The 22,162-nt window shown below is 52.6% G+C and carries 18 protein-coding genes; all 18 read left to right on the top strand.

Annotation, left to right across the window (positions count from 1 at the left end):
* Positions 1-23: 23 nt before the first annotated feature.
* Positions 24-2,231, top strand: coding sequence for a bifunctional prephenate dehydrogenase/3-phosphoshikimate 1-carboxyvinyltransferase (locus EE949_RS19780; protein WP_162874740.1), 2,208 nt, complete (start codon positions 24-26; stop codon positions 2,229-2,231).
* Positions 2,228-2,917: a (d)CMP kinase gene (gene cmk / locus EE949_RS19775; protein ID WP_122665830.1), complete on the top strand. Its 690-nt coding sequence runs from the start codon at positions 2,228-2,230 to the stop codon at positions 2,915-2,917. Before EE949_RS19780 ends, cmk begins: the two co-directional genes overlap by 4 nt.
* A 121-nt stretch (positions 2,918-3,038) precedes the next feature.
* Positions 3,039-4,730 carry a 30S ribosomal protein S1 gene (gene rpsA, locus EE949_RS19770; protein WP_122665829.1) on the top strand — a complete coding sequence of 564 codons (1,692 nt, stop codon included), beginning with the start codon at positions 3,039-3,041 and terminating at the stop codon, positions 4,728-4,730.
* A gap of 511 nt (positions 4,731-5,241) precedes the next feature.
* Positions 5,242-5,550: an integration host factor subunit beta gene (gene ihfB / locus EE949_RS19765; RefSeq protein WP_122665828.1), complete on the top strand. Its 309-nt coding sequence runs from the start codon at positions 5,242-5,244 to the stop codon at positions 5,548-5,550.
* Between the two features lie 17 nt (positions 5,551-5,567).
* Positions 5,568-5,810 (top strand): lipopolysaccharide assembly protein LapA domain-containing protein, encoded by a 243-nt coding sequence (locus EE949_RS19760; RefSeq protein WP_122665827.1) that lies wholly within the window; start codon positions 5,568-5,570, stop codon positions 5,808-5,810.
* Positions 5,811-6,272: 462 nt separating this feature from the next.
* The gene (locus tag EE949_RS19755; protein WP_122665826.1) at positions 6,273-7,724 is read left to right on the top strand and encodes an MBL fold metallo-hydrolase RNA specificity domain-containing protein; all 1,452 of its coding nucleotides are present in this window, start codon (positions 6,273-6,275) and stop codon (positions 7,722-7,724) included.
* Positions 7,725-7,778: 54 nt separating this feature from the next.
* Positions 7,779-9,029, top strand: coding sequence for a hypothetical protein (locus EE949_RS19750; RefSeq protein ID WP_122665825.1), 1,251 nt, complete (start codon positions 7,779-7,781; stop codon positions 9,027-9,029).
* Between the two features lie 8 nt (positions 9,030-9,037).
* Complete coding sequence (locus EE949_RS19745; RefSeq protein ID WP_122665824.1) at positions 9,038-10,279, top strand: oligosaccharide flippase family protein; 1,242 nt, start codon at positions 9,038-9,040, stop codon at positions 10,277-10,279.
* Positions 10,280-10,297: 18 nt separating this feature from the next.
* Positions 10,298-11,092, top strand: coding sequence for a glycosyltransferase family 2 protein (locus EE949_RS19740; RefSeq protein ID WP_122665823.1), 795 nt, complete (start codon positions 10,298-10,300; stop codon positions 11,090-11,092).
* Positions 11,080-12,192: a glycosyltransferase gene (locus tag EE949_RS19735; RefSeq protein WP_240350674.1), complete on the top strand. Its 1,113-nt coding sequence runs from the start codon at positions 11,080-11,082 to the stop codon at positions 12,190-12,192. Before EE949_RS19740 ends, EE949_RS19735 begins: the two co-directional genes overlap by 13 nt.
* Before the next feature lie 71 nt (positions 12,193-12,263).
* Positions 12,264-13,385, top strand: coding sequence for a glycosyltransferase family 4 protein (locus tag EE949_RS19730; RefSeq protein ID WP_122665822.1), 1,122 nt, complete (start codon positions 12,264-12,266; stop codon positions 13,383-13,385).
* Between the two features lie 253 nt (positions 13,386-13,638).
* A complete protein-coding gene (locus tag EE949_RS19725; RefSeq protein WP_122665821.1) occupies positions 13,639-14,742 on the top strand; it encodes a glycosyltransferase in 1,104 nt (367 codons plus the stop codon).
* A 294-nt stretch (positions 14,743-15,036) separates the two neighbouring features.
* Complete coding sequence (tviB, locus tag EE949_RS19720; protein WP_122665820.1) at positions 15,037-16,317, top strand: Vi polysaccharide biosynthesis UDP-N-acetylglucosamine C-6 dehydrogenase TviB; 1,281 nt, start codon at positions 15,037-15,039, stop codon at positions 16,315-16,317.
* Positions 16,318-16,399: 82 nt separating this feature from the next.
* Positions 16,400-17,419: an NAD-dependent epimerase/dehydratase family protein gene (locus EE949_RS19715; protein WP_122665819.1), complete on the top strand. Its 1,020-nt coding sequence runs from the start codon at positions 16,400-16,402 to the stop codon at positions 17,417-17,419.
* Between the two features lie 47 nt (positions 17,420-17,466).
* Entirely contained in the window at positions 17,467-19,278 is a 1,812-nt protein-coding gene (locus EE949_RS19710) for an ABC transporter ATP-binding protein (protein ID WP_122665818.1), read from the top strand.
* Positions 19,279-19,298: 20 nt separating this feature from the next.
* Positions 19,299-20,300, top strand: a complete 1,002-nt coding sequence (gene pseB, locus EE949_RS19705; protein WP_122665817.1) for a UDP-N-acetylglucosamine 4,6-dehydratase (inverting) — start codon at positions 19,299-19,301, stop codon at positions 20,298-20,300.
* A gap of 2 nt (positions 20,301-20,302) precedes the next feature.
* The gene (gene pseC / locus EE949_RS19700; RefSeq protein ID WP_122665816.1) at positions 20,303-21,463 is read left to right on the top strand and encodes a UDP-4-amino-4,6-dideoxy-N-acetyl-beta-L-altrosamine transaminase; all 1,161 of its coding nucleotides are present in this window, start codon (positions 20,303-20,305) and stop codon (positions 21,461-21,463) included.
* Entirely contained in the window at positions 21,460-22,161 is a 702-nt protein-coding gene (gene pseF, locus EE949_RS19695) for a pseudaminic acid cytidylyltransferase (protein ID WP_122665815.1), read from the top strand. Before pseC ends, pseF begins: the two co-directional genes overlap by 4 nt.
* The last annotated feature ends 1 nt before the right edge of the window (position 22,162 follow it).

Here is a 22,162-nt window from a genome sequence, read left to right as displayed (position 1 = left end):
TCTCAGTGAAACCAAACCAGCCTATTATCCGGCGCTTGGTGGTCGTGGGGCTTGGCCTGATTGGCGGATCTTTTGCCAAGGGCATCCGTGAGAGTGGCCTGTGTGGCGAAGTGGTCGGGGTAGATCTCGATCCTCAGTCCCGCAAGTTAGCCGTGGAGTTGGGTGTCGTCGATCGTTGCGAAGACGATTTGGCCATTGCCTGCCATGGCGCTGACGTTATTCAGCTTGCTGTCCCTATTCTGGCGATGGAAAAAGTGCTGGCCTTGCTCTCGACCTTTGATCTGGGCGATGCGGTACTGACCGATGTCGGTAGCGCGAAGGGTAATGTGGTCAATGCTGCGCGTCTGGCCTTCGGTGGCATGCCGTCGCGGTTTGTACCGGGGCATCCGATTGCCGGCTCTGAGCAGAGTGGTGTCGAGGCTTCCAACGCTCAGTTGTTCAAGCGGCACAAGGTAATACTTACGCCACTGCCCGAGACTGATCCCGAAGCCTTGGCGGTGGTCGATCGACTCTGGTCTGAACTGGGTGCAGATGTGGAACACATGGAGGTCGAGCGTCACGATGAGGTGCTGGCAGCAACCAGTCATCTCCCTCATCTGTTGGCGTTCGGGCTGGTGGACTCATTAGCCAAGCGTAACGAAAACCTCGACATCTTCCGTTATGCGGCCGGTGGTTTTCGTGATTTCACGCGCATTGCCGGCAGTGATCCCGTGATGTGGCATGACATCTTCCTGGCTAACCGTGAGGCGGTTCTGCGCACACTCGATACCTTTCGAACCGACCTGGACGCGCTGCGCGATGCAATGGTCGCGGGCGACGGTCGTCAGTTGCTCGGAGTGTTTACTCGGGCAAGGGTAGCTCGCGAACATTTCGGCAAAATCCTTGCCCGGCGAGCATACGTAGAGCCAGCGGCGACGGAGGATATGGTGTTTCTGGCCAGCCCTGGCGGTAGCGTTTCAGGACGGCTGCGCGTGCCGGGTGACAAGTCCATCTCTCATCGCTCGATCATGCTGGGTTCGCTGGCCGAAGGCGTTACGGAAGTTGAAGGCTTTCTTGAGGGCGAGGATGCACTGGCGACGCTGCAGGCGTTTCGAGATATGGGCGTGGTTATTGAAGGTCCGCACCATGGTCGCCTGACGATTCACGGTGTCGGTTTGCATGGGCTCAAGTCTGCACCCGGTCCTATCTATTTAGGCAACTCCGGTACGTCGATGCGCTTGCTGGCGGGGCTACTGGCTGCGCAAAGTTTCGACAGTACCCTGACCGGTGACGCTTCGCTGTCACGGCGTCCGATGGGGCGGGTAGCTGAGCCATTGCGGGCTATGGGCGCAGTGATTGAAACCGCCGCAGAAGGGCGTCCGCCTTTGAAGATCAAGGGCGGGCAAACCCTCAACGGTCTGACCTACGACATGCCAATCGCCAGCGCTCAGGTCAAATCTTCACTGCTGTTGGCGGGGCTTTATGCCCACGGTACAACTACAGTGACCGAGCCAGCCCCGACGCGTGATCATACTGAGCGTATGCTGCGTGGCTTCGGTCATCCGGTGGACGTTGACGGGCCGAAAGTCTCGTTGTCTTCAGGCTCCGGATTGACGGCTGCGCGTATTGAAGTGCCTGCCGATATTTCCTCCGCCGCGTTCTTTATGGTGGCAGCTTCCATTGCCGAGGGCTCCGACCTTCTGCTTGAGCATGTCGGTATCAACCCGACACGCACCGGTGTTATCGAGATTTTGCGTCTGATGGGCGCTGATATTACGCTGCAAAATCAGCGTGAGGCGGGGGGCGAACCGGTGGCTGATGTGCGTGTACGGTCTGCGCCGCTCAAGGGTATCGAGATTCCCGAGGCGTTGGTGCCGTTGGCGATTGATGAGTTTCCGGTGCTCTTTGTGGCGGCTGCCTGTGCCCAGGGGCGCACAGTGCTGCGTGGTGCGCAGGAGCTGAGAGTCAAGGAGTCAGATCGTATTCAGGCCATGGCCGACGGTCTGCTGGCGCTCGGCGTCAGTGTCGAGCCCACGCCGGACGGTATTATTATTGATGGCGGTGAAATCGCAGGTGGTGTCGTACACGCCCATGGCGATCACCGTATTGCGATGGCATTCAGTGTTGCGGCGTTGCGTGCCAGCGCGCCGATTCAGATCCATGATTGTGCGAACGTCGCTACGTCGTTCCCAAATTTTCTCGCGCTTAGCGCTCAAGTCGGCATGCGTGTAGCGCAAGAGGGGCAGTTGTGAAAACTCAAGCACCGGTTATTACCATTGATGGACCTAGCGGTTCGGGGAAGGGCACAGTTGCAGGGTTGCTGGCAAAGCGCCTTGGCTGGTGTCTGCTCGATTCCGGCGCGCTGTATCGTTTGCTGGCGTTTGCTGCCCGTAACCACGGCGTGGACCTGACGAATGAAGAAGCCTTGAAGCTGCTGGCTGCGCATCTGGATGTGCAGTTCGAAACCGGCACCGAAGGCCAGGAGCAGCGGATCATTCTCGAGGGTGAGGATGTTACTCACTCGATTCGTAACGAGCAGATTGGCAGCGGCGCTTCTCAGGTTGCTTCATTGCCTGCTGTGCGTGACGCATTACTGCAGCGTCAGCGTGCTTTTCAGGAGGAGCCGGGCCTTGTCGCAGACGGTCGCGACATGGGAACCGTGGTTTTTCCGGATGCTCCGCTGAAGATATTCCTGACCGCCAGCGCCGAAGAACGTGCCCGTCGACGTTACTTGCAGTTGAAGGCCAAGGGTGATGATGTTAGTCTGTCGAGTCTGCTAGATGAGATAAGTGCCCGCGACGAGCGTGACACCCAGCGAGCGGTAGCCCCGCTCAAGCCAGCGCAAGACGCTATTCAGCTGGATTCAACCGAATTATCCATCGAGCAGGTGCTTGAACGCATTCTGAGTGAAATCGCGCTTCGCGATATCACCGGGTGACAAAGAAGCGTGTGGGAGACCAGAAATAGTCCCGCAGGCTTTCTTTTACTTGAACGAAACCCACGTTGTCTGGAGCGTGGCAGATGGGCGTATCCTTCGCCCTTGATCAACAGGAATTAAAATGAGCGAAAGCTTTGCAGAACTTTTTGAAGAAAGCCTAAAGACCCTCAACCTTCAGGCCGGTTCGATCATCACCGCTATCATCGTTGATATCGATTACCAGGCAGGCTGGGTGACGGTTCACGCCGGTCTGAAATCTGAAGGCCTGATCCCGCTGGAACAGTTCCACAACGACGCTGGCGATCTGACCATCAAGATCGGCGACGAAGTTCACGTTGCTCTGGACGCGGTAGAAGACGGCTTTGGCGAAACCAAGCTGTCCCGCGAAAAAGCCAAGCGTGCCGAGTGCTGGATTGTTCTGGAAGCGGCTTTCGCAGCTGAAGAAGTGGTCAAGGGCGTTATCAACGGTAAGGTTAAAGGCGGCTTCACTGTCGACGTTAACGGCATCCGTGCGTTCCTGCCTGGTTCTTTGGTCGACGTCCGCCCTGTGCGCGACACGACTCACCTGGAAGGCAAAGAGCTCGAGTTCAAGGTCATCAAGCTGGACCAGAAGCGCAACAACGTTGTTGTTTCGCGTCGCAGCGTGCTGGAAGCCGAGAACAGTGCCGAGCGCGAAGCTCTGCTCGAGTCCCTGCAGGAAGGTCAGCAAGTCAAAGGTATCGTCAAGAACCTCACCGATTACGGCGCATTCGTCGATCTGGGTGGCGTCGATGGCCTGCTGCACATCACCGACATGGCCTGGAAGCGCATCAAGCATCCATCGGAAATCGTCAATGTTGGCGATGAGATCGATGTAAAAGTGCTGAAGTACGATCGCGAGCGCAATCGTGTTTCCCTGGGTCTGAAGCAACTGGGCGAAGACCCATGGGTTGCTATCAAGGCTCGTTACCCAGAAAGCACTCGCGTAACTGCGCGTGTTACCAACCTGACCGACTACGGCTGCTTCGCAGAGCTGGAAGAAGGCGTGGAAGGCTTGGTACACGTTTCCGAAATGGACTGGACCAACAAAAACATCCATCCTTCGAAAGTCGTACAAGTCGGCGACGAAGTGGAAGTTATGGTTCTGGACATCGACGAAGAGCGTCGTCGTATCTCCCTCGGCATCAAGCAGTGCAAATCTAACCCATGGGAAGATTTCTCTGGCCAGTTCAACAAGGGCGATAAAATCTCCGGCACCATCAAGTCGATCACCGATTTCGGTATCTTCATTGGTCTGGATGGCGGCATCGACGGTCTGGTTCATCTGTCCGACATCTCCTGGAACGAAGTAGGCGAAGAAGCCGTACGTCGCTTCAAGAAGGGCGACGAGCTCGACACCGTGATCCTGTCTGTTGATCCAGAGCGTGAGCGTATCTCGCTGGGCATCAAGCAGCTGGAAAGCGATCCGTTCTCCGAGTACGTCACTGTCAATGACAAAGGCGCAATCGTTCGCGGTATCGTTAAAGAAGTTGACGCCAAAGGCGCCATCATCACTCTGGCCGACGACATCGAAGCTTCCCTGAAAGCCTCCGAAATCAGCCGTGACCGCGTTGAAGACGCGCGTAACGTTCTGAAAGAAGGCGAAGAGATCGAAGCCAAGATCATCAGCGTTGACCGCAAGAGCCGCGTGATCAGCTTGTCCATCAAGTCGAAAGACGTTGAAGACGAGAAAGAAGCGATCCAGAGCCTGCGTAGCAAGCCAGAAGCCGCTGAAAACACTGGTCCTACCACTCTTGGTGACCTGTTGCGTGCACAAATGGAAAAGCAGAACTAAGTTCTGACTGACCATTAGAAAAAGGGCGACTTCGGTCGCCCTTTTTTGTGGGCGCGATTTGACAGGGAGGCTCCCCATCTTGGTTTGCGTGGTCTATGTTGGCTCGCAAATTCATTCCTGGTGGGAGCGAATTCATACGCGAAGAGGCAGGTAGATCCGCAACTGATGTATTGCTGGAATACCGCCTTCCCGATAAATTTGGTCCCACTGGGGCTCGGTGAGCTTAAGGTCATGACCAGCCCTGTGGTAGCGAGTGGGCGGCATTCCGACTTGTCCGCGATGGCTGCGCATCGGTTTCAGGACGTGCTGTAATTCGGGTTACGGCGACCACACAAAGCTCGAAGGCAAATCCGGGCCGTATCACTTGTATTTCGCGGCCTGGCGCTCGCTGGCTAATATCCCTCGTTTGTGACCAACTCACATAAGTCAATACTTGGGCTGTTCAAATTCATCTGGTCATGCTAAAACCTTCGGAGCGCTTATCTAGCTGCTTGAAAAAGAAGGGAAAAATATGACGAAGTCGGAGTTGATCGAACGAATTGTCACCCATCAAGGGCTGCTCTCATCCAAGGATGTCGAGCTGGCCATCAAGACCATGCTTGAGCAAATGTCCCAGTGCTTGGCGACTGGCGATCGCATTGAGATTCGTGGGTTTGGCAGTTTCTCTCTGCATTACCGCGCTCCACGGGTTGGCCGTAATCCCAAGACCGGCCAATCAGTTAGCCTTGACGGCAAGTTTGTACCGCACTTCAAGCCGGGTAAGGAGTTGCGGGATCGTGTGAACGAAGAGGAAGAAGAGGCTCTTCAGGCCTCCCGATAGGAGTATAGGAGTAAAGCATGCGCATATTCACACGAGTAATCGCGACCGTGGTTGCGCTGGCGCTTATCGTGCTAACGATCGTCTTCATCCTTGAGAATCGGCAGAAGGTATCGCTGGTTTTCCTTGGGAAATCTTCGCCGGAAACGTTCCTGGCCATTCCGGTCATCGCCGCGTTGTTGATAGGGATGCTTATAGGTCCTTTTCTGGGGTGGGCTGCCGGTTTGCGAAAAAAGCGCAGGCTCGTTAACCGTTCTGTCTGAGTTTGCCGCCCCTCTCCGTCACTTCCTTGTCACTCCTCTCCAAAATTCACTTTAGCGCGATTCGCCTAAAGTGATTTTTTTTATGTTCAGTTCTAGTGTTTAGTTACATATTTTTCCCGAACAATAATTGCTGGAGTTTGCAATCTTCAGTCTTTCCTTGTTGGGTGTCAGATGTTTCATGTAATGATGTAGGAGAAGGCTACAAGTATTGTGAGATTAGTAATAAAGCATTGTAGTTCGAAGGTTTAAATGTTTTCCATAACCGGAAATATATCAATCATTACAGGGGGTTGCTGTCTCAAGCTGTTTCGTTAATATTATTTGGTGGTATTTGTCAATGCTTGCGAATTATTTTGTTGGGCTCAGAATACGCCGGTGTAGTTAAGTCTATCAAAGGTATGCTCGCTTCAATAGTTCATCCTTTGGAAGGGTTTTAGTAATAATCCGGCGAGAGAGTATTCATTGAATTATCCAGAAATTATCCATCATGGTGGCGTCAGCAGTATTACCGGCTCATGTCACCAACTACTCGCCGATGAATACAGCAGTGTGCTTATAGATTGCGGGTTACGTCTGGACGGCGAAGCGGAGGGAGACGATTCAGAGAGTTTGACTGATTTCAGTCTGAAAAGCATAAAGGCTCTTATTCTTACTCATGTCCACGTTGACCACGTGGGACGTATTCCTGATCTTTTGGCGGCTGGCTACATCGGGCCCATCATCTGTAGCGAACCTTCAGCCCAAATGTTGCCAATCACGCTTGAGGACGTCTGCAAACATCAGTTCGGCCACGACACAAAGCGGATTGAGCGCTGTCTTGCCCAAGTCAAAGCGCAGACAATAGGCGTACCTTTTGATGCTTGGTATTCGCTCGTCGATACGCCACTGCTTGTTGTCAGGATTCAGTTAAGGCGCGCAGGCCACATTCTCGGCTCTGCCTATGTAGAGTGCGATATCCAATATCCGACTCAACAGCGCGAAAAGCGGATCGTTTTTTCCGGCGATCTAGGCTCCAGCCACAACCCGCTTCTTCGTAAACCAGAATCGCCAACACGAGCCGATGTACTGGTGCTTGAGAGCACCTATGGTGATCGCATTCACGAAAACCGCGAGAGTCGTCAGGCTCGCCTGGAGCAGGTCATCGACAGGGCGTTGGCCGATCATGGGACTATTCTGATCCCGGCTTTCAGCATCGGTCGTACTCAGGAACTGCTGTTTGAAATCGAAGATATTCTGCGCCGCAAAGCACTTGTCGAAGACCATAACAGTGAGTTGGCAAGCGATGCCGCTAGCGGTCTGCCCATCAATTGGCCGCAGTTGCCGATAGTCCTCGACTCTCCGTTGGCAAGTCGCTTCACCGCGGTGTATCAGCAGTTCGCCGACTATTGGAACAGCGAGGCTCAGGAGCGTTTGAGTCAGGGTAGAAGGCCGTTGGGTTTCGGGCAGCTCATCACGGTAGACAGCCACGACAAGCACTTGCAAGTGGTCAATTATCTCTCCAGCACGGGGCGCCCGGCGATCGTTATTGCTGGCAGTGGTATGTGCTCTGGTGGCCGAATAGTCAATTACCTCAAGGCCATGCTAGGCGATCCGCGTCATAACGTTGTGTTTGTCGGGTATCAGGCCAAAGACACCCCTGGCGCCGCGATCCAGAAATATGGCCCTGTCGGCGGTTATGTCGAGCTTGATAAGGATCGCTTCGAGATAAAGGCAGGCATTACAACGGTGGGAGGTTATTCGGCTCACGCGGACCAGCAGGAGCTATTGGGCTTCGTGACAGGCATGGCCGCCTGGCCAGCAGAGATCAGGCTGGTGCACGGTGAGCGGCGCGCCAAAGACGTCTTGGCAACCCTGTTGAAGCGTAAGTATTCGCTGGAAAACAAATCTCTAAAACTGGACATCCCCAAACGCTGAAACTTCGCAGTTATCGGTTTCATATTGGTTTATCAGTTTAGAGGTGTCGGAGGAATGTGGGCTTTAAAAGAATCATGGGCAACGCGAGAATGGTCTGCATCGTTTTTTATCTTTCTTGCAGCCTGTATTTTGATTGCCCTCGGCAGCCTGCGCGAAGTGGTCAGCGCAACGGGCTATTGGTTGTTGTGGGCAGGTGTCGGTTTTTCAGGTGTGATTAATATTGTGCAAAGAAAATGCACGATCAAGCGAGATAAACGATTGCTCTTGTGTTGCGGTGCATTCGTGATAACTCTGTCGGGTTTTGCTCTCGCTGCGGCGGTAAATGCGCACGGGTATACCTTGTATCAAGGTTTTAAGTTGCTGGTGATCTTTTTTATTTTTGGTGTGCTGTATCTCAATGCCGACAAGCTATCCGCCCAGCATCTCTTTGATATAAGCAGAATCGTCATAGTTCTGGGGTTTACGATCTTCATACTGTGTAAATACCTGTTGACCGAATACTACGTGTCCTTCGGGGGACGGCAGGGTAGCCAGTTTGCGTATCCCGGAGTCATGTGGAAAACGGCAAGCTTTTTTTCAGGAATAGTGCTCGTAAAAATTTTGTATGTCCCTCGGAAGAATCTGTTCGATTTTGCAGTGCTAGCGATGGCTGCATACCTGCTGTTGGTTGATGCAAGCAGGACAGGGCTGTTGCTGGAGGCACTTGTTTATGCGTGTTTGCTTTTTTCGAGGTTCCGACTGGTTGCGTTAAAAGCTCTAATTATTGTGATACTGGTGATGGCTGCGTGTTACGTGCTGCTACTCGTCAATGATGGCATCGGCATCGGCAACGGCTTGAATGGTAAATATCCCTTCGTGTTCGATCGCCTGCTAATCGTCGATAAAACCCGCTATCGGCTCTTGTCTGCCGGGCTGGAGCATGCGAGCGAGTGTTATCTCCTTGGCTGCGGATTCGGGAGTGCTGTTGCGGTTAAGGCGGGCGTATCACTCGTCGTTCACAACGCCTATTTGTCTGCTATTGGCGAGTTAGGAGTTGTTGGTTGCGTTGGTTTCACATTGCTTATGTTGATGCCTGTCATATTTTTGTTTGGTCGCCGAGACGCAAGGGTCAGCGATAACGCTCTTCGGGAGGGCTTGGGATTGGCCGCGGCAGTTGGTGGGTTGGCTTATGCGCTTTCAATGATGCTTCATCCCATGAGCTCAGAACTATCAGAGTGGGGTATCTGGATAATCATGATTGCCTGGCAATCAGCAGCGTATTCGTCGAGTGACGCAGAAGTTACTTCTTTTAAGGGCATACGTTGAAGAAGGTAATGAATAACGTAACTTTGCTGTTTGTCGCGCAAGCAGTGGGTTACCTCATTCCTGTGTTTGAAATACCTGTTTTAGCTCGTGCTCTGGGTCCTGAGTCGTATGGGAAGCTAGTATTAGTGCAGGCTTTGGCGCTTCTGGCTTCGCTCTGCGTAGAGTATGGATTTGGTATTAGTGCTGCCAGGCAGGTGGCTTTGGTTTCTGATAACAAAAGCAAAATCTCCACCATTTTTGGAGACGTGCTATCCGCGAAGCTTATGGTATCCGGAGTGGTTGCGTTATTCGTTCTGCCGTGGCTGATGCTAAGTGAGCACGCATGGCTGGAGCCCAATTTAATCGCGTTTGGCGTCCTGTACTTTTTGGCTTTTGGCCTGAGTCCGGTCTGGCTGTTTCAGGGGCTGGAGCGCTTGCGGCTGATCACCTTGGCTGATGTGGTGCTCAGGTGCATTGGGCTGTTATTGCTATTGGGGTTTGTTCGAGACCAGGGTGATTATCATCTGGCGTTAACCTTGTTGGCATCAGTGAGTGTCCTGAACACCCTGGCAGGCTATTGTTTGTGTGCTAAATGGGTGAGCGGTGTTTCCCTTACGTTCAGCGGTGGATTTGAGCAAGTCAAAGCTGGGTTTCATGTCTTTGTGTACAAGGGGGCGGGCAATGTATTAACGAACGCAGGTGCGCCTCTGGTTTCATTGTTCTCAGGTTTACAGGTTCTGGGTTACTACGCCCCGGTCGAGAAAGTTGTAAGGAGCTTCGCTGGGTTAGCAACACCCATTCTGACAGGGATGTTTCCACACCTGAGCAGGCTCGGGATGCATAACGAACGGTCTGCGGTTTGGTCATGCCTGGTAACGACTGGAGCTTTTTTCATCGCCGGACTACTGCTGGCTTTGATGGTCGTTGTCTTTGGTCGTGAAGGTCTGGCTCTGTTGCTGGGTGGAGAGTTTCAGGGCGCGGCTGAACTCTTGGTCATCTTTATCTGGATAGTGCGTTTCAGGCTGGCAAACCAGGCTATGGGGGTGGCGGGATTGATTGTCATGGGCAGGCAAAAGCTACTGGCCCGGCTTACCTTGATAAGTTCGGTCTGTGCGGTCGTCTGCTCGGCCCTGCTGGCCAGTAAGTTCGCTGCGACCGGCGTGATTATTGGATTTATCGGCGCAGAAGTGGTGCTGTTCATTGGTTTGATGGCTGTCTTTTTTAAACTATGGTCCCAGCAGTCTGAAGTGAATAATTGTTCGCGTTGTTAATGGTTAACGGGCTTTTATATGATAACTGTGCTGACATGCACCTATAATCGCGCTCATACATTGGGGCGTTTGTTTGATAGCTTGTGCGCTCAACATAATCAGCATTTTGAATGGGTGGTTGTGGATGACGGCAGCAGCGACGGCACGGAGCAATTATTATGCGACTTCGCCAAGAGTGCCGTCATTGAAGTGGTTGTAGTGAAGCAGCCTAATACCGGGAAGCAATCTGCAATTAATGCTGGCGTACGCGCAGCGTCAGGTAATTGGATATTAATCGTCGACAGTGATGACTTGTTAACGCCCCGAGCCATATGCAAAACCTATGACAGTCTGGACAAGGCACAAGATAAAGCCTTGTTGGGGATGTGTTTTCGCAGGGGGCGTCTCGATGGTCGATTGATTGGTGTGGAGGTAGCTGAGGATGAACCTGGGTTTTGCTATATGCACGCTACTGCCGCGGCGCGTTATTATCAGGGCGATCTTGCTTATGTATTCAAAAAGCAAGCGTTGCTGGACCATCCGTTTCCCGTATTTAAGGGCGAAAAATTCGTCCCTGAGCTGTTGATATGGAATGAAATAGCGGACGCTGGAAAGATAGCCTGTTTCCATCGAGACATCATTTATCTCGGTGAATATCTTGAGGACGGCTATACGAAAAACTTTAAATTTCATCTCAAGCGAAATCCTCAAGGATTCGGGATGTTTTATAAACGGCAGTTTTTTCGCGAACACACTGTGATTCGTAGGTTAAAAAATGGCGTGCGGTTTTTACAGTGCATCTATTACTCAAGGACGCGGGCATGGAACGATTGAAAGTCTTGTACGTAATTACAAGCCTTGGTGTTGGCGGGGCCGAGCGTCAGGTCATGGATATTGCCCGGCACATGACGCTGAGCCATGAGGTGTGCATATGCTTTCTAACCGGTGATCAAGCGCTTTCCGCGGATGGCTTATCGATCCGCGTGGTAGGCCTCGGTATGCGTAAAGGCGTAAGGGGTTTTATCAATGGCTATTCAAAACTGCGTTCACTGGTTTGCGAGTTCAAACCGGACGTGGTCCATAGCCACATGGTGCACGCTAATATTCTTTCTCGTCTGCTACGCCTTGCGGTGCGTTTCCCTGTTCTTGTCTGCAGTGCTCACAATACCTACGAAGGTGGCTGGCTCAGGATGTTGGCCTATCGCCTCACTAACGGCTTGGCTGATCTCACGACCAATGTCAGCCATGAGGCTGTTGAGGCCTTTGAAGTCAAAGGCGCTGTACGCAAGGGGGAAATGCGCGTGGTGCCAAACGGTATCGATACCGATTTATTCAGGCCCGATCCAGAGGCGCGTATACAGATCAGGCAAGCCAACAGTATCGCTGATAGTGATACTGTGATTCTAGCAGTAGGTCGACTGGTCGAAGCCAAAGACTATCCAACACTGCTGCGCGCGTATGCTCAACTGAAAAATGACGGGGCTACCGCCAGATTATGGGTGGTCGGGGAGGGGAGCGAACAGCATAGTTTAGAAAAACTGACGAACATGCTTGGCCTGCATGATGATGTGTTGTTCATGGGTGTAAGGCATGATGTTGCTTCACTTTACAATGCTGCGGATATATATGTTCTGTCTTCCGCATGGGAAGGTTTTGGTCTGGTCGTTGCGGAAGCAATGGCAACCGAACGAGTGGTAGTTGCGACAGATTGTGGTGGCATTAAAGAAGTTGTTGGCTCGAATGGCTTTCTTGTGCAGCCGGGGTCCCCGATATTATTGGCACAGGTTATACACAAGGCGCTTGAACTGTCAGACGCCGATAAAGCTGACTTGGGCGCAAGGGCGCGAGCCAGAATCAAGGAACGCTTTTCTCTGAGTAGCACGGTACTCATGTGGCAGGGCATCTACGCTACGTTGCTCGGCAGGCGTTTGTGAGTGAGTAATTAACAGGCCGTTGTTATCAAAGTCTTTTTCACTGCCTCAGCAGAAAAGACCAGGAAGTTTCTATGAAAGTTGCAATGATCGGCACCTCCGCCGCTTATGTTTTAAATTTCCGTTCCTCACTTATTACGGATCTAGTGGCTGAAAATCATGCCGTTTATGTATTTGCGGTTGATTACTGCACCCGCACGCGAGAGGAAGTGTCACGCTTGGGTGGCGTGCCAATAGATTATTCCTTCAGTCGATCGGGTTTGAATCCCTTATCCGATTTCGTAAATACGCTAAAGCTGTCAGGGCAAATAAAAAAAATCGCCCCGGATGTCGTATTTGCCTACTGCACCAAACCTGTCATATTCGGCGCATTTGCTGCCACCTTGGCTGGTGTAAAAAAACGCATAGGGATGCTTGAGGGGCTCGGGTATGCCTTCACGTATGATCCCCGGGGCAGGGGGCTCAGGAAGGCACTGGTGCGGCAAACCCAGCTGCTGCTCTATCGGCTGTCACTTCCGCTACTGGGCCGTGTCGTATTTCTCAACGCAGATGACCCGAAGGATCTTCTGCAGAAGCACAACTTGAGGGTTAGAAATCTTTCCGTTCTGGGCGCTATCGGCCTGGATCTGAAAGCGTACGGCTACTCAAAACCACCAACCGAGCCGGTTGGCTTTATCTTCATTGGCCGCCTTCTTGCGGAAAAGGGTGTACATGAATATGTAGAAGCCGCGCGTCTGGTCAAGCTGCGATATCCGCTTGCCAATTTCGTCATGTTGGGAGGGCTGGACGAAGGTAATCCGAGTGGGCTTTCTGCCGAAAGACTCGCCGATTTAGTGGCCAAGGGGGTGGTCGTTTATCCAGGCCATGTTGAAAACGTAAGTGAGTGGCTTGGTCGGTCAAGCGTGTTCGTCTTGCCTTCCTACAGAGAAGGTTTCCCGAGGAGCACCCAAGAAGCGATGGCCATAGGACGTCCCGTGATCACCACGGATACACCTGGGTGTAGAGAGACGGTGGTAGAAGGCAAGAACGGTTTCTTGATCCCGCCTTGGTGCGCGTCAGTCCTGGCGGAGAAAATGATCTACTTCATCGAGCACCCCGAACAGATCGAGGTCATGGGGCTGGAGAGCTACGCAATGGCTCGGGAAAGATTCGATATGCATAAGGTGAATGGGAGGTTGATTGAATATTTGGTTTGAGCTCAGCCAGGACCGTTTGCAATCTTCTCAGCAGCTCGCGGCAGTCGTTAGGCGCCAAGTGGAGGTGTCAGTCTAATCGTGCTGTAGGGGTTAATCCGAACGACCTATGCCCAAACAAGGCTTTGGATCTGGTCATCTGTAATCAGTTATCATAGTGAATCGATTTTTTAACCTTGCTTTGATTGAATCCTGAGCCAGGCCTGCAAGTGGATCTAGCGATAGATTCTCTCAATATTTTGCTCTGAGCAGCCGTATGCGCCTTTCCTACCTATCCAACAGCCCCTTGTCTGCATCAGTCGCCAATGCTGTTCACGTCATGAATATCTGCGCTTGTTTTGCTGAGAGCGGGCACGAGGTGGTCTTGCATGCCAAATGCGAGCCTGAGAAGGTTGCCGACCTTTATCAGCAGTATGGGGTGCCAGCAACGTTCCGAATTAGCGGTGTCCCCCCATCCCGGTTCCGGCGTTTGGGCGTTATTGCTTATGGTGCCAAGCAAGCGCTGCATGCTCGGTTTGTTGTTAAACCTGATATTGCTTACGCGCGCTGTCTCCTGTCAGCGGCTTTCGCTGTCGCGCTGCAGATGGAAGTGATTCTAGAGTTACATGAAATTCCCCAAGGGCGGTTATTGTCAGCCCTCTTGCGACGACTACTGGCTAGCCGCCGTGTCCGGCGGGTAGTTGTGATTTCCGGTGGATTGATGGAAGACCTAAAAGCGGCTTTTCCCGAATCACTTGGAAAGGACTGTCTGGTAGCTCACGACGGTGCGAGCGTTCCATCTACTTTCGTGTCAAAAGAACTCCCCCCTACCGATGGATGCCACATCGGATATGCAGGCGGGCTAAGATCGGGTAATGGGGTGGAGCTCATACTGGAGCTGGCCAGCCGCTTTACAGAACACTCTTTCCACATCGTCGGGGGAAGTGATGATGAAATAGGGCTTTGGAAGCAGCGTCAGAGTAGTCCAAATGTGTACTGGCATGGAAGGCTGCCACCCGCCCACGTTCACGGTTTTCTTACAGCTTGCGACATCTTGTTGGCGCCTTATCAGCATGGCCCGAAAACTGCGAGCGGGCGAGATACCAGTCGCTGGATGTCACCCTTGAAAATTTTCGAATATATGGCCTCCGGCGTGCCGATGCTTGTATCGGACTTCCCGGTTCTCAGAGAGGTCCTTGACCAGAAAACAGCGATGCTTTTATCGCCTGAAGATACTTCAGCCTGGGAGCAGGGGATTGCTCAGCTTGCTCAGTCTCCCCAGCGTCGAGCGCAAATGGGGGCGGCGGCCTTCGGGGTCTATCAGGAAAACTATACTTGGCTTGCCAGGTCGCGTTTGGTGTTGCAAGGACTTCAGGTTTGATGTGTTGACGGTGCTTCTTTAGAGGAAGTAGCTCGCAAGCCGGAGGTGGGCGGGTTGGTTGATGTCAAATAGTATCTGTTAGTAGTCAGTCCAGATACGTTGAGTTTAAAATGACCGCCCAGTCGTAGGCTCTACTGTGTAGAGCCTGTCTCGCGTCGGGATCTGACGATCTCGTCGTATTGGTGTACCCTTGCTCCCCCTTGCTTATGTGTCTTCGCGATGACACCGCACCTGTGACAGACAGTGCGTGTTCAGGGCATGTTTTTATCGCTGATATGGAATTTCGACCTGCTCATGACGTTCAATTTGAATGAAGTTCGCCTTGGTATAATCGGCCTTGGCTATGTCGGGCTGCCTTTGGCGGTCGAGTTCGGCAAACAGTTTCCGGTGATCGGCTTCGATATCAGCCAAGCCCGAATCCAGGCTCTTCGGGCTGGACACGACAGTACTCTTGAAGTTGAAGATGTCGAGTTGGAGCAGGCGCATCAGTTGAGCTTTAGCAGCGATACGCAGGCTCTAAGGGCTTGTAATGTATACGTCGTGACCGTCCCCACGCCTATTGACGATCACAAGAAGCCAGACCTGACTCCATTGATTCGTGCCTCCGAAACCATTGGCAAGGTTCTGAAGCAGGGTGATGTCGTCATTTACGAATCGACGGTCTACCCCGGGGCTACCGAGGAAGATTGCGTGCCTGTTCTGGAGCGGATATCGGGCCTGAAATTCAATGTGGATTTCTATGCAGGCTACAGCCCCGAGCGGATTAACCCGGGCGATAAAGAGCATCGTCTTCCTACGATCAAAAAGGTGACCTCTGGCTCTACCGCAGAAGTCGCGGAGTTCGTCGATTCACTTTATCGACGCATCATCACCGCAGGCACGCACAAGGCCTCTAGCATTCGCGTCGCCGAAGCTGCCAAAGTGATTGAGAATACCCAGCGTGATCTCAATATTGCGCTGATCAATGAACTGGCGCTAATTTTCAACAAGCTGGGTATCGACACGCAGGCAGTACTCGAAGCCGCAGGAACAAAATGGAATTTCCTGCCGTTCCGTCCCGGGTTGGTAGGTGGGCATTGCATAGGTGTTGATCCCTATTACCTGACTCATAAAGCCCAGTCTATCGGCTACCACCCAGAGGTCATCCTTGCGGGTCGTCGTCTGAACGACAGTATGGGGGCTTACGTTGTATCGCAGTTGGTCAAGGCTATGCTCAAGCGCCGGTTGCACGTCGAGGGTTCTCGCGTACTGGTGATGGGTTTGACCTTCAAGGAAAACTGCCCTGACCTGCGTAACACTCGGGTCATAGATATCATCCGTGAATTGGCTGAATACAACGTGTCTGTTGACGTCTACGACCCTTGGGTTGAAAGCGCCGCAGCGGAGCACGAGTACGGCGTTTCAACCATCGAAACGCCCCAGAACGGAGTTTATGACGGCATCATCCTGGCGGTGGCGCATGATCAGTTCAAGGCGATGGGTGTTGAGCATCTTCGCTCGCTCGGCAAGCCAAGTCATGTGCTGTACGATCTTAAATATCTTCTTCCGGCTGACCAGACTGATCTGCGCCTTTAGCCCCTTCCATCAATTGATAACTACTCGACCAGGTCAATCGTTTTGCTTCAGGCCGGGATGCGGGTAGTAGCTCAGGTATTTCATGACTAGATTTGAACGCTTGCGTACGGAGCTGGAGCTGGCTCCACGCAGTTGGCTAATCACCGGCGTAGCCGGCTTCATAGGCTCTAATCTGCTTGAGACGCTCCTCAAGCTCGGTCAGAAAGTCGTAGGGCTGGATAATTTTGCTACTGGGCACCAGCGCAATCTGGACGAAGTCAAAGCTCTGGTTGCTCCTGAGCAGTGGGCAGCTTTCCAGTTTCAGGAAGGCGATATTCGCAAGCTTGACGACTGCAAGCGTGCCTGTGAAAGCGTAGATTATGTGCTGCATCAGGCTGCCTTGGGGTCTGTTCCGCGCTCTATAGATGATCCTGTGACAACCAATGCGACCAACATTGACGGGTTCCTGAATATGCTGGTTGCTGCTCGTGATGCGAAGGTGAAAAGCTTTACCTACGCAGCATCCAGTTCGACGTATGGCGACCATCCAGGCCTTCCGAAAGTTGAAGACCTTATCGGCAAGCCTCTGTCGCCCTATGCGGTTACTAAATACGTTAACGAGCTTTATGCCGACGTGTTTGCCCGCACTTATGGTTTCAACACCATTGGGCTCCGTTATTTCAATGTATTTGGTGAGCGGCAGGATCCCGCAGGCGCCTACGCCGCAGTTATTCCTAAGTGGGCGGCGGCGCTTATCAAAGGCGAGGATGTGTTTATCAATGGCGGTGGCGATACAAGCCGCGACTTCTGCTTTGTTGACAACGCAGTGCAAGCCAATTTGTTGGCCGCGACGGCGGACCATGAAGCACGCAATCAGGTCTATAACGTTGCGTTGGGCGATCGAACCGATCTCAATGAGTTATTTCAAGCGCTAAAAATAGCGCTGGCGGAGAATGGCGTAAATTATCAGCGAGAACCCGTTTACCGTGATTATCGCACCGGAGATGTTCGCCATTCCCAAGCCGATATCAGCAAAGCTGCCAGTCTGCTGGGCTACGCCCCGCAATTCAAAATTCAGGCAGGTATTGCTAGGGCAATGCCTTGGTATATCCGTAATGTTTAGGGGCAAGCGGCTTAATAGCCTTCTTGGCCTCCAGGCTGGTTGACGTAATGTTCAAGTTGATCAAAGAACTGATTTCACTGTTGACTCCTCAGCAGCGACGCAGACTGCTGCGGCTGCAGTTTCTGGTGGTGATCATGTCGTTTGCCGAGATTGCAGGCATCGCTTCGATCGCGCCGTTCATGGCCATCGTCAGCGACATGTCACGCCTGGAAGGAACCGGTAAGCTAGCTCAGATCTATGCTGCCAGCGGCTTCAGCACCCCTGCAGATTTCCTGTTCTGGCTTGGTTTGGCGGTGCTGCTTGTGCTCGTGTGTGGCGGCGTTTTTTCGATGTTGACCACATGGCGGTTACTGGTCTACGGGCAGGCGGTGGGTGAGCAAATAAGCAGTCGACTCTTTCGATACTATTTGGGGCAGCCTTGGCTATTCCACGCTACAAATTCGAGTAGTTTGCTTAACAAGCAGATCACTCAGGAAGCATCGCGGGTAACTTTGGGCATTATTCAACCGCTCATGCAGCTGAATGCGAAGATGGTCCTCGCATCGCTCATGAGTTTGGCGATCTTTGTCTATAACCCGATTATCGCTATTGCCGGGTTGTTGATATTTGGGCTCGCTTATGCAGCGCTGTATCGATTTGTACGTCTAAGGCTGGTGCGTAACGGTAAAGAGATATCGGTAGTTCAATCCGAGCGCTTCAAGCTTATCGGGGAGGGATTCGGGGGGATCAAAGACGTGTTGCTGCTCGGTCGGCAAGCCCTTTATCAGGATCGATTCGAGAAAGCGAACCGACGCTACACACGAAGCATGGCCGGTAATCAGGCGATGAGTCAGGTCCCACGTTATGCGATGGAGCTTGTCGCCTTCGGTTCAGTAATCATGCTTGTGCTGTATCTGCTAAAGGTTAATGCCGGTAATTTCGCAGATGTCGTGCCAGTATTGGCGGTTTATGCTCTGGCAGGCATGAAGTTACTTCCGGCTTTTCAGCAGATGTACAGTAGCCTTTCGCAAATCAAAGGCAGCATGGCCTCATTTGAATCGATCAAAAAACCGCTGCGAGAAAGCTATGCCCAAGCTGCCGCAGCAGAATCCGGGCAAGTGACTGAGGTTCATTCGTCGAGGCTGATCCTGAAGGATGGTATTCGGATTCAGGATGTGACTTTCAGCTATCCCGAGAAGTCTTCGCCGGCGCTTAACCAACTGCGTATGGAAATTCCAGCTCGCAAAGTCATAGGATTGGTCGGTTCCTCCGGGTCCGGAAAATCCACTGCCATTGATCTAATTCTGGGTTTGATCGCACCGGATCAAGGTGCCCTTGTCGTAGACGGTATCGAGATCGGTTCAGCAAACCTGCGTACCTGGCAAAACAGTGTGGGCTTTGTGCCGCAAAGTATTTTCCTGACAGACAGCAGTATTCGGGAGAATATCGCTTTTGGCCTCGCTCCTGAGCAGATCGATGAAAGCAAGGTGCAGCGCGCTGTGAGTCTCGCGCACCTGGAAGAGCTTATAGCAAGCCTTCCTGAAGGGTTGTCGACGTGTGTTGGTGAGCGTGGTGTCCAGCTGTCTGGCGGCCAACGTCAGCGTATTGGTATCGCCCGTGCATTGTACGAGGACGCCGATATACTAGTTCTCGACGAGGCAACCAGCGCTTTGGATGGTATAACCGAGAAACTGATAATGGATGCGATCCATGATTTCTCCGGACAGAAAACCATTATCATGATTGCGCACCGACTGACAACGGTAAGGCAATGTGATGTGATCTATTTCATGTCTGAAGGGAAGGTGTCCGATCAGGGTACCTACGACGATTTGATCGAGCGTAACGAAGCCTTCAGACGTATGGCCGTACATGCATGACTTCTTCTCAGGATTTACAGATGTTTAACGATAAAACTATTCTCATTACCGGCGGCACGGGCTCGTTTGGTAAAAAATATGTTCAGACTATTTTGAGCCGTTACACGCCAAAGAAGTTGATCATCTTTTCCCGCGATGAGCTTAAGCAGTACGAAATGCAGCAAACGTTCAATGCCCCGTGCATGCGCTATTTCATCGGGGACGTGCGTGATAAGGAACGTATGGTGCAGGCGATGCGTGGCGTTGATTTCGTCATTCATGCCGCAGCCCTGAAGCAGGTACCTGCTGCAGAATATAACCCGATGGAATGCATCAAGACCAACATTCATGGGGCCGAAAACGTAATATACGCTGCGTTGGAAAACAACGTTGAGCGCGTAATTGCGCTGTCTACCGATAAGGCCGCTAATCCGATCAATCTCTACGGCGCAACCAAACTAGCCTCCGACAAGCTGTTTGTGGCAGCCAACAATATTTCCGGTGGGCATAGCTGCCAGTTCTCCGTGGTCCGCTATGGCAATGTGGTCGGTTCGCGGGGTTCAGTTGTGCCGTTCTTCGAGAAGCTCATTGCTTCCGGCGCTGACTCCTTGCCGATCACTGATGACCGCATGACGCGCTTCTGGATCACCTTGCAGCAGGGTGTGGATTTCGTCCTGAAGAACTTCGAGCGCATGTACGGCGGTGAGATTTTCGTACCCAAGATCCCGTCGGTACGGATCACTGATCTGGCTGAAGCCATGGCGCCGGGTATGCCACAGAAGATCATCGGCATCCGTCCAGGAGAAAAGCTCCACGAAATCATGTGCCCTTCCGACGATTCGCACCTGACTCTCGAGTTCGAAGATCATTACGTGTTACGTCCGACAATTACCTTCAACAGCCGCACGAATGATTTCACCGTGAATAAACTGGGTGAAAAAGGCGTGCCTGTGGAGCAGGGTTTCGAATACAACTCCGGGACTAATCCGCAGTTTCTGGATGTCGCTCAGGTCGCTGAATTCAACAAGTTCGCCGAGGCCTGAACATGATCCCGTATGGTCGTCAGGATATTACCCAAGCCGATATCGACGCAGTCGTTGGTGTTCTGCAGTCAGACTTCCTGACCCAGGGGCCTATGGTCCCACGGTTCGAATCGCTGATCGCTGATTACTGTCGTGTAGAGCATGCGCTCGCAGTCAATAGCGCCACCTCTGCGCTGCATATTGCCTGCCTGGCGTTAGGCCTTGGGGCTGGCGACCTGTTGTGGACTACGCCCGTTACATTCGTGGCGTCAGCCAACTGTGGATTGTACTGCGGGGCGCAGGTTGATTTTGTTGATATCGATCCGCGCACTTATAACCTGGATATGGCGGCGCTTGAGCAAAAGCTATTGGCGGCCGAACGTCTAGGTAAGTTGCCCAAGGTGTTGGTTGCGGTGCATCTATGCGGCCAACCCTGTGACATGGCGCGCATCTATGCTTTGTCTCAGCGCTACGGTTTCAGAGTCATCGAAGACGCATCTCATGCTATCGGTGGCAAGTACCAAGACAAGCCCATCGGTAATTGCGAATACAGCGACATCACGGTTTTCAGCTTTCACCCAGTGAAGATCATTACCACCGCTGAAGGGGGTATGGTTACCACTAACGACTCGCAGCTCGCGCAAAAATTGGGGTTGCTGCGCAGTCACGGGATCACTCGTGACCCGGCACTGATGACCCACGAGACCGATGGTCCCTGGTACTACCAGCAGATTGATCTCGGTTTCAATTATCGGATGACCGAGTTACAAGCGGCGTTGGGTGTAAGTCAGATGGACCGCCTGGACGACTATGTTGCCCGGCGGCATCAGCTGGCAGCACGTTATTGTGAGTTGCTGGGTCACTTGCCAGTCACCCTTCCATGGCAGGCCTCGGAAGGCTATTCAGGCTTGCACCTGTTTGTCATCCGCTTGCAGCTCGACAAGCTGACCGTCACTCATCGTCAAGTCTTTGAATCGTTGCGTGCTCAGGGTATTGGCGTAAACCTTCACTACATTCCGGTGCATACCCAGCCGTACTTCGCGCAGATGGGCTTTGCTCCTGAGGCTTTCCCGGAAAGTCAGAAGTACTATCGTGAAGCTATCAGCATTCCGATGTTCCAGACCATGACCTTTGAACAGCAGGACGAGGTAGTTGCAGCGCTGGGCCGGGCGCTTCAGCGATGAAACTGGCCGTGATCCCCGCCCGCGGTGGCAGTAAGCGTATTGCCCGCAAGAACATCAAAATGTTCTGCGGCAAGCCGATGATTGCCTGGTCCATCGAGGCAGCACTTCAGAGTGGCTGTTTTGACCGCGTGGTAGTTTCCACTGATGACGCAGAGATCGCCGAGGTAGCACGAAAGTACGGAGCTACTACGCCGTTCGTTCGCCCAGCCGCGTTATCGGATGACTATACGGGTACCATTCCGGTCATTGCCCATGCCGTACAGTGGCACTTGGATGTTGGCATGACGGTGACACATGTGTGCTGCGTCTATGCGACCGCACCTTTCGTGAGGGCTGAGGATCTGCTGGCCGGTCTGAGCGTGCTGGACCAAGTAGGCAGTGATTACGCGTTTTCGGTCACTAGTTATCCTTTTCCCATTCAGCGAGCAATACGCCTGAATGAAGCTAGTCGGGTGAGCATGTTCAACCCGGAGCATTTCAATACACGGTCTCAAGATTTGGAAGAGGCTTTCCATGATGCAGGTCAGTTCTATTGGGGCAAGGCGAGTGCCTGGCTACAAGGCAAAATCATTTTCAGTCAGGACTCGGCGGCCGTAAAGCTGGCTCGTCACCGCGTACAGGATATCGATACCCTTGAGGATTGGGTGCGAGCGGAATGGATGTTCAATGCGATGAATGCTGAGGATGCGGCTAAGTGAA

The sequence above is a fragment of the Pseudomonas viridiflava genome (assembly GCF_900602065.1).
GTDB lineage: Bacteria > Pseudomonadota > Gammaproteobacteria > Pseudomonadales > Pseudomonadaceae > Aquipseudomonas.
This window is presented reverse-complemented; position numbering and strand designations above follow the sequence as displayed.